At 43.7% G+C, this 12,479-nt stretch carries 8 protein-coding genes; 5 read left to right on the top strand and 3 right to left on the bottom strand.

Annotated elements, in window-relative coordinates; genetic code table 11:
- Positions 1-70: 70 nt before the first annotated feature.
- Positions 71-4,846, top strand: coding sequence for an NAD-glutamate dehydrogenase (locus ADP71_RS06025; protein WP_171460986.1), 4,776 nt, complete (start codon positions 71-73; stop codon positions 4,844-4,846).
- A 166-nt stretch (positions 4,847-5,012) separates the two neighbouring features.
- Entirely contained in the window at positions 5,013-6,314 is a 1,302-nt protein-coding gene (locus tag ADP71_RS06020; RefSeq protein WP_019957713.1) for a hypothetical protein, read from the top strand.
- 53 nt (positions 6,315-6,367) lie between these two features.
- On the opposite strand, the gene lolA is transcribed toward ADP71_RS06020, so the two are convergent.
- Both lolA and nadE read right to left on the bottom strand, forming a co-directional pair.
- Positions 6,368-6,985, bottom strand: coding sequence for an outer membrane lipoprotein chaperone LolA (gene lolA / locus ADP71_RS06015; protein WP_171460985.1), 618 nt, complete (start codon positions 6,983-6,985; stop codon positions 6,368-6,370).
- A gap of 223 nt (positions 6,986-7,208) precedes the next feature.
- On the bottom strand, positions 7,209-8,000 hold the full coding sequence (gene nadE / locus ADP71_RS06010) for an NAD(+) synthase (protein ID WP_019957715.1): 792 nt from the start codon (positions 7,998-8,000) through the stop codon (positions 7,209-7,211).
- A gap of 444 nt (positions 8,001-8,444) precedes the next feature.
- On the opposite strand from nadE, the gene ADP71_RS06005 reads away from it, so the two are divergent.
- The 3 genes from ADP71_RS06005 (at position 8,445) to hppD (ending at position 10,804) form a co-directional block, all read left to right on the top strand.
- Complete coding sequence (locus ADP71_RS06005; protein WP_171460984.1) at positions 8,445-8,996, top strand: glutathione peroxidase; 552 nt, start codon at positions 8,445-8,447, stop codon at positions 8,994-8,996.
- A 111-nt stretch (positions 8,997-9,107) separates the two neighbouring features.
- Complete coding sequence (locus ADP71_RS06000; protein ID WP_019957717.1) at positions 9,108-9,482, top strand: hypothetical protein; 375 nt, start codon at positions 9,108-9,110, stop codon at positions 9,480-9,482.
- A gap of 218 nt (positions 9,483-9,700) precedes the next feature.
- Positions 9,701-10,804 carry a 4-hydroxyphenylpyruvate dioxygenase gene (gene hppD / locus ADP71_RS05995; RefSeq protein WP_171460983.1) on the top strand — a complete coding sequence of 368 codons (1,104 nt, stop codon included), beginning with the start codon at positions 9,701-9,703 and terminating at the stop codon, positions 10,802-10,804.
- Between the two features lie 80 nt (positions 10,805-10,884).
- On the opposite strand, the gene ADP71_RS05990 is transcribed toward hppD, so the two are convergent.
- Entirely contained in the window at positions 10,885-12,117 is a 1,233-nt protein-coding gene (locus tag ADP71_RS05990; RefSeq protein WP_171460982.1) for an MFS transporter, read from the bottom strand.
- Positions 12,118-12,479 lie beyond the last annotated feature (362 nt).

The raw sequence follows: 12,479 nt of genomic DNA, 5'->3' as shown, positions 1-12,479 counted from the left end.
TTGGCATGTATGCCAACTTAAAAACGGTTTTTGAAATATTTATCCCAGATTAATTTGGAGTGGTTTCATTATGACGATGCAACAAGTTTGGCAAACGCAATTGCATGCCTTTGCGCAAGAGCACAATATCAACGAATCCAGTCAAACATTTTTACAGATTTATTATGAAGATGTGGACAGCGAAGATTTGGCTACTTTGGATATGGCCGATTTGGTTGCTGCCGCCCGAAGCCATCAGCAAACGGCTGCGCGTCCAAGGCAGTCTGGAGAGTCTCATGTCGAAGTTTTACAGCAAACGGCACATGCGGATTTTGCTGCCAATGAAACCATCATCAATATTGTGTTTGATGATTTACCATTTTTGATTGACTCTTTGATTTTATTGCTCAACCAACGCCGGACTTATCAAGGTGGTGAGTTGGTGCAATTGAAATTATTGGTGCATCCGATTTTTACCATCAAGCGCAATGAGCAAGGCGAATTGCAAAATTGGTCACGCAGTCGCAGTACCGACAATGGGCGAGAGTCTTGGGTACAAATTCGCTTGAATTTGCTCAGTGATGAAGTGGCGGCACAATTGAAAGCCGATATTGAAGGCGTCCTGAAAACTTTGTACAAAGTGGTGGATGATGAAGGCTTGATGCGCCGCACTTTGTCACAAGTGGTCACGCAAGTGCAACAGCAATGGCACAAAGACAATGATGAAATCTTGGCCTTTTTAAATTGGCTTTCCGCCAATCATTTTTTGTTCATGGGTTTTTGTGAATACGACTTGGTGACGGATGTTGATGGTCAACAACAATTGCAAATTCACCAAGACAGCTGTTTGGGCATGTTCCAATTGCGTGAAGAATATGCGTATTCCACTGGCTTTCAAAATTTAGAAAGCCATGAAAAACAAGCTTGGCTCGATGGTCCTCGTTTGGTTTTAAGCAAATCACAGCAACGCTCCAATATTCACCGTGCGATGCATTATGATTTGATTGGCATTCACAAAATCAATGCCGCAGGCGAAGTGGTAGGACAATGGCGCTTTTTGGGATTGTATACATCGCAAACGTATTTGGGTTCGGTATGGGACATTCCGATTGTGCGTCAAAAATGCCGTTATGTGGTGCAAGAGTGCGATTATGTTAGCGGTGGTTACAAAGACAAAATGTTGCATTTCATTTTGCAAACTTATCCACGCGATGAATTGTTGCAAATCGATGCTGTTCAATTGGCACCGATAGTTGAAGGCATGGTGACTTTACAAGAACGTCCACGTACTCGAGTGTTTACGCGTGTGGATGATTTTAAGCGTTATGTCAGCGCAATGGTGTTTTTACCGCGCGAAGCATTTAATACCACGTTGCGTGAACAAGTTGCTCAGGTTTTACAGGACGCTTTTGCTTCGACAGATTTTGATTTTTCAGTCAATCAAGGCGATGGACCATTGGCACGGGTGCATTTTATGTTCCGTACCGATGCCAAACGTTTGCCTGCAGTGGATTCTGCCGCTTTAGAAGCAAAAATGGAGCAATTGGTGCGCGGTTGGCGTGCGCGTTTTCAAAATGTGTTGGCCGATTCTGACGAACAGAAAAAAGCATTTGCTTTGCAGTGTTTGCAAGCGGTCAATCTTGTGTATCAAGATTTGCACACCCCAGAAGAAGCGTGGACAGACATTGAACGTTGGGCACAATTAACACAAGGTGCGGTTGGTATTTATTTGGATCCAAGCGATGATGTCGCTGCGCCATGGCGTTTGCGTTTGTACCATCGCAATCCTTTGCCTAGTTTGTCCAAAGTCTTGCCGATGATTGAAAGCTTGGGTGTGACGGTGTATGAGGAATTGCCATATGAATTCCAATTGGCAGACGGTCAATACATTGGCATCAGTGACATTGGTTTGGATGTGACACCAGAAGATTTGCCACGCTTACAAAACGTGGAAGTGCAAGCGCAGTTTACCGCATTATTGCAACAAGTATTTGACCATCAAGTGGAAATCGATGGTTTCAATGCACTGGTAGTGAAGTCTGGCATCGCGTGGCGTGAAACCGTATTATTGCGTGCTTTGGCCAAATATTTGCGTCAAGCAACTTTGCCGTTTAGTCAAACCTATGTTGAGCAATGTTTGCAGCACAATATTTTGCCTGTGGTGACTTTGTGCCAGTTGTGGAATATGCGTTTACAGCCAAAACATGCCAGCGAAGTGAAATCTGAATTGTTGGTACAACAATTTAAAACGCAATTAGACGATGTCAGCAATGCCGATGAAGATCGAATTTTGCATGCTTTCTTAACCGTGATGTTGGCAGTGGTGAGGACCAATTTTTGGCAAACCGATGCCGATGGGCATGACAAAACTGTATTAAGCTTCAAATTGGAATCGGCAAAAATTGATTTCTTGCCTAAGCCTTGGCCGATGTTTGAAATTTGGGTTTACAGCCCGCGTGTAGAGGGTGTGCATTTGCGTGGCGCGAAAGTGGCACGCGGCGGTTTGCGTTGGTCTGACCGCATGGAAGACTTCCGCACCGAAGTATTGGGTTTGGTCAAAGCGCAAATGGTGAAAAATGCGGTGATTGTGCCCAATGGCTCTAAAGGCGGTTTTGTGTGCAAGCAAGCTGGGCAAATTCGCGACCGACAAGCGTATTTGGAAGAAGGCATTGCCTGTTACCAACGTTTTATTCAAGGTTTGTTGGATTTGACGGATAACCGCTTAGCAGACGGCTCTTTGCAAGCGCCAGACAACACCCATTGTCGTGATGAAGCCGATCCTTATTTGGTGGTGGCGGCAGACAAAGGGACGGCTAAATTTTCAGACATTGCCAACCAAATTGCGATGGACAATGGATTTTGGTTGGACGATGCGTTTGCTTCAGGTGGCTCGGCAGGTTACGACCACAAAGGCATGGGCATTACCGCTCGTGGTGCGTGGGAATCGGTCAAACGCCATTTCCGTCATTTGGGCAAAGACATTCAAACCGAAGATTTTACCGTGGTGGGTATTGGCGATATGGCAGGCGATGTGTTTGGCAATGGCATGTTGTTGTCACGCCATATTCGTTTGTTGGCAGCATTCAATCATCAACACATCTTCTTAGATCCCAATCCCGATGCCACCATCAGTTTTGTCGAGCGCCAACGTTTGTTTGAGGGCGTTTTAGGTTGGGGTGAATATGACAAAAATTTGATTTCTGAAGGTGGTGGCGTGTTTGAGCGCAGTGCCAAAAAAATCACTTTAAGTCCACAGATTAAAGCTTGGTTGCAAGTGGATGCTGAGTCGATGACACCGAATGAATTGATTCATATTTTGCTCAAAGCCAAAGTGGAATTGTTGTACAACGGTGGCATTGGTACTTATGTCAAAGCCAGTACTGAAAGCCATGCCGATGCGATGGACAAAGGCAGCGATGCGTTGCGTGTGAATGGCGGCGAGATTCAAGCCCAAGTCATCGGCGAAGGTGGCAATTTGGGTATGACGCAATTGGGGCGCATTGAATATTGGCAAAGCGGTGGTCGCTGTAATACCGATGCGGTGGACAATTCCGCTGGTGTGGATTGTTCTGACCACGAAGTGAACATCAAAATCTTGCTCGGTGGTGTGGTGCAAGCTGGCGATTTGACTTTGCAAGAGCGCAATGTTTTGCTCAAATCCATGACCGATGAAGTGGCGGCCTTAGTGCTTCGTAACAATTATTTGCAAACGCAAATGTTGGCGATGAACCAATTGGATGCGGTGAAAAATTTGCCTGCTTTGAATGAATTGATGACGTATTTGGAAACCCATGCCAATTTGCATCGTGGTTTGGAGTTTTTGCCTAGCCGCACACAAATGCAGCAACGCATCGCCACCCAACAAGGCTTGGCCAATCCAGAAGTGGCGGTATTGCTCGCTTACAGCAAAATGCATTTACAGGACGCTTTACTGGCTTCTAGCGTGCCTGACGATGCTGCATTTAACAGCGTGTTGGTGAATTATTTCCCACAAGCTTTACAGGACGCTTATTTGCCGCAAATTGAGCAACATTATTTGCGTCGTGAAATCATTGCCAACCAATTGGCCAATCAAGTGGTTAACCGTTTGGGCGTGAGTTTTGTGCAGCGTTTGACCACCGAAATGAACCGTTCCGTTGCCGATGTGGTGCGTGCGTATTGGATAGTCAGCCAGTTGTACCAAACCGAAGAGCAATTCCAGCAAATTGAATCTTGGGACAATCAAATACCTGCCGATGTGCAAATGCGTTTGATGGCGATGGTGTCGCGTTTGATGAGTCGTGTGGCGCGTGGCTTGTTGCGTGATTATGCTGATTTAGGCGATGTGGCAGCGTGGAAAACACGTTATGGCGAGCCTTTGCAACAATTATTGCAACAATTGCCAGAATTAATCAATGAGGAAGGTCATGACAAAGTGGCGCAAGTGGCTCATGGTTTGCGCCATCACAGTGCATTGGACGAAGCCACTGTTTTGCGCTTGTCACGTTTGCCTTATGCCGAAGACTTGCTCAGTTTGATTGATTTGAGCGTCAAAACCCAACGACCATTGGAAATGGTGGCAGAGCATTATTTCAATGTCTGTGCCACTTTAGACAGCGATTGGTTATACCACACTATTGCCAATTTGCCGCGCGAAAACACTTGGCAAAACCAAGCTTGTTTGGCCGTTCGTGAAGACACGCAAAAATTATTGCTCAAAGTCACGCGCCATATGTTGTTGGTCGAAGATGCGGAAGAAGAGGTCGTTTGGCAGCAAAAATTGCAATGGATGACAGAACAAGTCCATTTAATGCAGCCTTACCCAAATATTGACTTGGCGATGTTGTCAGCATTGCTGCGCAATTTGACCAAGTTGGTACAGCAATAAATCTTTTTTGATTCATTCTGTTAAGCGTCCTGTAAAGTTTACAGGACGCTTTTTTTTATCGGATTAAACCGTACCTAATATTGCAAATGAAATGACAAATTAATGAAATATGCTTATATTGTTTTGGTGTAAAAGCACTTGAAATCTAGCCACAAAAGGAAAGAGTATGAAAGTTTATCAAATTGGGTCATTGGCAGCGATGGCATTGGCATTGTCTGCGTGTACGACTTTGGACACTGCACATCCAGACAAAATGTACCGCCAAGCCATCATGCACAACATGCAAAAAGACAATCAATACAACTTCAATGGCGAGGCAACATTGTCTTGGCAACACAATGAAGCGGCATCTGCTGCATCTGCGCCAGTGGCTGCCAGCGACAATACGCAAGCTGAAGCGTTGTTTGGCGAAATGGCAGCAGATGGCGTCAAAATAGTGTTAGATGAGCATGATGTGACTGACAATGACGGCATCAACAGCGATGAGTGGTTGTCTGAACTGTCGCAACTGATGGTGGAAAGTGCAGAAAAATACCCTGTGATATCGTCTTTGATGCAACATTCGGCTGTGAAAGTTGATGGTGCGATGGATTTGCCCAATGGCGTGGTCGAAATCATTCCTGCTTTGAAATTGGGCACGGCCAATTATGGTGCTTGGGCACAATTGCCTATCTATATTGATGGTAAAAATGAACGGGTGTTGATGGATGTACAAGGTTATGCAGGCTTATTGCAAACCTCTATTTTGGGCGACAGCGGCTCTGCGACAAGCTCTCAATTGGTACGACGCTTAGAGGAAGGCGCGTTGTTGGAATTGCATGCAGGCAAAGAACATCAACGTTATCCTCTTAAAACCGTTGTACGTGCTTTGCCTAAAGGTTTAGAGCAGTCTTTGCAAGCGATGGATGCAAAACTGTTTACTTTGGAACCTATGGATGCGTATGGTCGCAGTTTGAATGCGGCGCATCGAGTGCAGGTTGATTACGGCGTTCAAGATTCTATGAAATGGTCGGCGGCATTTTTGAAAGGTTATCAAGAAGAATTCTTGCATTTGCAAAAGACTGCACCCGAAGCAGGTGTCAGTGAAGAGGCTTATGAAGAGGTGCAAGGATTGTTGTTGCTGGGCGCAATGGTTTGGGGTGCTACCGATACGACATCTGAAACTTGTCAAGAATCAGAAGAAATGCAACAAGCTTGTGAACAAGCGCAACAGCAATTACAACAACAATTGGCTGGCTTGCCTCGCTTGCAGCACAATTTGTATTTGAATCGCAGCGGTCGCATTTTGGGCATGCAAGATGTGATGGTCTTGAAATCTGATACAGCGAAGAAAAACTTGGTCTATACTTCTCAAATCAAATTGAGCAATTTCGGTCGTCCGCAAATGCAAATGCTCATTAAAAATCGTCCTACTGTGTCGGTTTGGGATTTTATGGAAGCTGAGGCTGAGGCCAAAGAGCTTGAATAAGCGTATAAAAAAACCACTGCTTAGCAGTGGTTTTTTTATGGATGATGGCATGTTTAATTGCTCAATACATCTACGCCTTTTGGTGGCGTGAATTTGAAATCTGTCGCTGAAACATTGGGATTGTTGTTTAAGCTGGCAAAGGTGATGTTGGTGTTGTTGCCAAAGCTGTCACGCAATTGCATGCCGTTTAATTGGTTGTTTTTGAAACCTAAGCGAATATATTGGTAGCCTGCGTTAGACGATTTGGGTGTGGCTTTGACCCAATTCACGCCGTTTTGGCTGCCATCTTCTTTCAATGTGTAGCTGTTACCCAACGCATTGCGATCGGATAAAATCGCCGCAGGGCTGTCACCCAAAGCTTCAGCTTGGGATTTTTTGGTCACTTGTTTGAGTTCAGGATCGTACAACCATACGGTTTTGCTGTCGCCAACAATCACTTGTTGGTAAGGTTTGGTATAGTTCCAACGGAAATAGCCCGGACGCAAGATTTTGAATGTGCCGCTGGAAGTTTGGGTTTTCTTTTTAGAAGTCACGGTTTGTGTGAACGAGCCTGACAAACCGTTGCTGTCTTGGTTGAATTTTTGCAAAGCTTCGATGCCGCTGGCGTGGGCGCTGAGGCTTAAGCCAAATACAGTGGTCAAGGCAACGAGTTTCAAGGCGTTGAATTTCATACAAGCTCTTTTCTAAATAAATGGGAATACATAAGGCAAACTATAAGCCAATTGGTTGCGCTTGTCTGTATCTGTTGGCGAGAGCCTATGCTATGTGAATTTTGGTAAAGAGGATAAAACCCATTTGAAAAATAAGGCTTTGCAAGAAAAACATTTGCTAAGCCTTATTTTGTGTTTTGCCTAAAAACTTGCATAAATTTGCAGCTTTCAGACGATGAAATGCTTATTGGTGCAGGTTTTCAGGAATCACACACACAGGAATAGGGTTGATTTTGTGTTGCATGGCACGGTGCAAGCGGTCATAAATCTGGAAAACCTCTTGTTGGCGGCCTGTAAAATCGGCAGCGTTGTGATCGGCGTGCACGCTCATGGCCCATTCGAGTTCTGGGTAAGTTGCGCCCATTTGCGATTCATCGGTGCGTTCTTCATCCCACAAACCATCAGTCGGTACGGCAGTTTGAATGGAATCATCCACGCCTAAGGCTTTGGCCAATTGGTAAACTTGGGTTTTGGTTAAGTCTGCAATAGGGCTCAAATCCACACCACCATCACCGTATTTGGTGAAAAAACCCACGCCAAAATCTTCAATTTTATTGCCTGTTCCTGTCACGAGCAGACCATGCAATTGACCGTAATAATACAAAGTCACCATGCGCAAGCGTGAACGGGCATTGGCCAATGCCAAATCAAGATTGGCAAATTCAGTCGCATCCACAGGATTGTCGTTGACAAATTGATTGAATGTTGGGGTTAAGTCCACACGCAAATTGCTGACGTTGTCAAAACGTTCAGCCAATTGTTGCATGTGGGTTTGGGCGCGATTCACTTGGTCAGGGTGTTGGCGAATGGGCAACTCAATTAACATGGTGTTCAAACCGGTTTTGGCGGCCAAAATGGATACCACGGCAGAATCAATACCGCCTGAAATGCCAATCACAAAACCTTTAGCATGGGCTTTGGTAGCATAGTCCTTTAACCAATGAACAATGTGCTCAATCACGGCTTGCGTTTGCATGCGAACTCCGAATGATAGGGTGAATAAAACAGCGTTTCATGATACAAGCCTTACAGCGTCCTGAAAAGGCGCAAATGCAGGATATACACATATTTAACTGTCTTAAGAACCAAATTTACCAACAGATTTTATGACTCTTTTTGAGATTAATTTTGATGCTAATGAATGGATTTCAATGTGAGTATAAAGTTTGCTGTTACAGGTGATACAAAACAAATATCGTTTACATGAAACAGCTAAAATTCAATCATTCGTGCTCGGTTAATCCGCTTCGATTGAATCAATCTAACATGACCACAATTTGAGTGAGTCACAAGTGTTTGTTTGTGGGATGTTTGAAAAATTGAAAGAATTTTTGATGATTGTGACAGAATATATCGACTTTTAAACATGATGGTGTTCCAATCAAACACACTCACAGTACAAAATGAAGAAAGGTTGAAAATGAGCAATAATATTCACAATATTACGGTCAATACGATTGCAGGCGAAGCCAAAAGCTTGGCGGATTTTCAAGGTCAAGTATTGTTGGTGGTCAATGTGGCATCCCAATGTGGTTTGACCAAACAATACGAAAGCTTAGAAGCTTTGTATGAGCAATATCAAGCACAAGGTTTGGAAGTTTTGGGTTTTCCTGCCAATGAGTTTGGTGCGCAAGAGCCAGGCAGCAATGCAGAAATTGCCGATTTTTGTCGTGGCACGTTTGGCGTGAAGTTTCCAATGTTTGAAAAAATAGTGGTCAAAGGTGAAGGGCAACATCCTTTATATGCTGTTTTGACGCAAGCACAGCCGCAAGCGCAAACCAAAGCAGACAGTCATTTGAAAACATTGCTCGAATCCAAAGGTTTGTTAAGTGGCGAGGCGCATGACATCATGTGGAATTTTGAAAAATTTGTGGTGGAGAAAAACGGTGAAGTCATTGCTCGTTTTGCACCTGATGTGGCGCCTGATGATGAACGTTTGGTGGCATTGATTGAAGCTGAATTGGCCAAATAAGCGTTGTTTTTAAGAGATATTATGCAAACACACTGTGAAAATGGTGTGTTTTTTAACATGGTGATTTTATACTGCATTTCTAATACAAAAGCATAAAAAAGGGATGCAAAGATGCAGAAATGGTTGAAAACGGCAGCGGTGCTGGTTTTGTTGGGTATGGGTACGATGGCTTGGGCTGAGTCGATGACTTACCGTTTGGATGGTCGTTATCCAGGTATTGTCAGCGAATGGATTGAGGTGAATTATTCGGACACACGACCAGGACACATCAATCAAGTGTTTTATTGGAACACTTCGGAAGAAAAAGACAGTTTGGAGATTGTGAATCAACATTATGTGGAATATGACGGCGGCGGTGCTTATACCGGTAGCGTACGCTTTCCCATCAGTGGCGATCAATATACATATGCCATCAATACGGCAGGTTTTGTATTGAGCGATGACAGTGGTGACACGGACCCTGCGGTATTTGAAGAAGAAGATTGATAGAGGTGGCATGTTGATGAAACAAAGCGTCCTGTCAATTTACAGGACGCTTTTTTATGCCATGATTTTTTAATCAGAATGTCAAAATAATCTTATCAATCAGCATGAAGTTTTAAATAACAAATTAACATTGATTGTCTGTTTTATTTTTATGTTGTAAATTGATTTTTAATATTTAAAAAACCAAAAAAATCAGACCAAACACAAAGGAGACAACAATGGGATTTGAAACTTGGGACAATCCAATGGGTACCAGCGGCTTTGAATTCATCGAATACGCTGCACCCAATCCAGAAGAAATGGGCAAAATTTTTGAATCTTTGGGCTTTAAAGCCATTGCCAAACACCGCCATAAAAATATTTTGTTATACCGCCAAGGACATATCAATTTTATTTTAAATGCCGAACCCAATTCATTTGCTCAACGCTTTGCCCGTTTGCATGGTCCTTCTGTGTGCGCCATTGCATTCCGTGTGGATGATGCGCAGCAAGCGTATGCACGTGCGATTGAATTAGGTGCTTGGGGCGTGCCTTCTGGTAGTGGAGCGATGGAATTGAACATTCCTGCTATCAAAGGTATTGGCGATTCATTGATTTATTTGGTTGACCGCTGGCGTGGCAAACAAGACGGTGGCATAGGTGATATTGACATTTACGATGTGGATTTTGTGTCTTTGAATCCTGAAACGGCTGAAGCCGATTTGTGCCATCAAGGGGCAGGGTTGACTTATATTGACCATTTGACCCACAACGTTCATAAAGGGCGCATGAAAGAATGGGCAGAGTTTTATGAGCGTTTGTTCAATTTCCGTGAAGTGCGTTATTTTGACATTGAAGGCAAGGTCACTGGTGTGAAATCCAAGGCGATGACTTCACCTTGTGGTCAAATTCGCATCCCTATCAATGAAGAAGGTACGGCTGAAAAAGGCCAAATTCAAGAGTATTTGGATATGTATCAAGGCGAGGGCATCCAACACATTGCTTTGGGTACGGACAATATTTATGAGTCGATTGAAGTATTGCGTGCACAAAATGTGAAATTTTTGGGTACGCCTGATACTTATTATGAATTGCTCGACACACGTTTGCCCAATCATGGTGAGGATGTTGCCCGCTTGCAACAAAATAAAATTTTGCTCGATGGTGGACCTGACAACGATTTGTTGTTGCAAATTTTCACATCTAACCAATTGGGTCCGATTTTTTACGAGGTCATTCAGCGCAAAGGCAATGAAGGTTTCGGTGAGGGCAATTTCAAAGCTTTGTTTGAATCCATAGAATTAGACCAAATGCGCCGTGGCGTGGTCAAAGCGATAGATTGATTCGATAAACGGTTTGCGTATCAAGTAAAAAAGCGTCCTGTAAAGATTTTACAGGACGCTTTTTTTGCATCAGACGGCTCTTAATGGTGGGTTGCTTGGCTTGCTTTTTCGCGCATGATTTTTTGAATCAAGGCATAAGGAAAGGTAAACCATAAGGCGATTAAGCCCAAACAAGTTAAGCTGTACATCCAAATGCCGTAAGCATCGTAAGTCACACGCACCAATTCAATGACAAGGAAAAAACACAAAGTCATCAGCATAGAAACTGCCGCAGCAACTGTGCCTTTGCTGACATCAGACGACATCAATGCAAAGCGGTATAAAACCGAGAAACTCAAGCCTTCGCCCAAACTGATGCATGTCATGCCGATGATTAACAAAGTTAAAAAGTGCACTTGCCATATTGTGCCGATAACAATCAAGATGGCGCCGATAAGCATCAGTGGTACGCCGATGAAAATGGTTTTCCCCAAAGGAAAACGGTCTACCAAGCGTACCAAAAGCACATTGCCCGTAATCAAACCACCTAAAACAGGAAATTGTGCCCAGCCGTATTGCATGCTTGATAAACCCCAATCTTCAACCAACATCACAGGTGATAAGGCAATCCAAAGCATCAAAGGCAGGCTGAGCATGGGCAAAGCCAAAGTCAAACCGATAAAGCGTGGGTTGCGGTAAACTTCTTTGAAGTCTAGGTACATATTTTTAAATGATAAAGGTGTGGTTGTGGTGGGTGGCGTATTGGGCATTTTATTTTTTAAGCCAAAAAAACTGGTGAAAGACAAAACGGCAATGCCGACAAAACCCCAGTGCCAAGACACATAATCAATTAAAAATGCACCCAAAACAGGTCCTAATAAGGGTGCAAGCAAAGAAATATTTGCCATCAAAGCCATGACTTTGATGGCATCTTTTTCGTCAAATGTTTCTTGGATGGTGGCGTAGCCGACTGCGGAAATGACCGCCAAACCTGTGCCTTGGAGTAAGCGCAAGAATAAAAATTGTTCGATATTTTGGCTTAGTAAAATGATCAAGCAGCAAATGCTGAAAAAAGCCACGCCTGCGAGCATGACTTTTTTTCGCCCTAAGCGGTCGGATAGGGGGCCAAGTAGCCATGCCACACAAGCGCCACCTAATAAATACAAAGACATCGAAGATGGGGCGAGGCTGCTGCTGACGCCAAATTCTTTAGTAATGGCCAACATGGCAGGTTGTACCAAATCGTTGCCAATATAGACAGAAAATTCAAATAAAACGAGCGCTAATGGAAATAAAAATGTGAGTTTGTTTAAGCTGAGTTTGGGTGTGGACATAAGAAACAATAGTAGTAAAAAAGAGGGTTCAGTTAGCAAGATGGTTGCCAATGATGCGGGCTTGAATTATACCACTAACACGGCGGCGGCTTATTTGGGAGGGTTTGGGGGCTGATAAATTTATATAGCATTACCATCTTGTCATGGATTGGAGGGCACTTGTACGCTATTTTGTGTCAGTGAATTTTGTTATAGATAACTGCGTAAGCGGCGGTGATGCAAGCGCATCGCAAACCCTATTCACAATCAGTTCAGGCTTAACCCAAACTTCTCGATTATTGGGAAACTTCTAGATTTAATAGGCAGTTCAATAAAGTATCGATATAGATAGAGACAAATGATAAAAAACTCCCATGAATAAT

Origin of the sequence: Vitreoscilla sp. C1 (genome assembly GCF_002951955.2) — a bacterium.
Taxonomy (GTDB): Bacteria; Pseudomonadota; Gammaproteobacteria; order Burkholderiales; family Neisseriaceae; genus Vitreoscilla; species Vitreoscilla stercoraria.
This window is presented reverse-complemented; position numbering and strand designations above follow the sequence as displayed.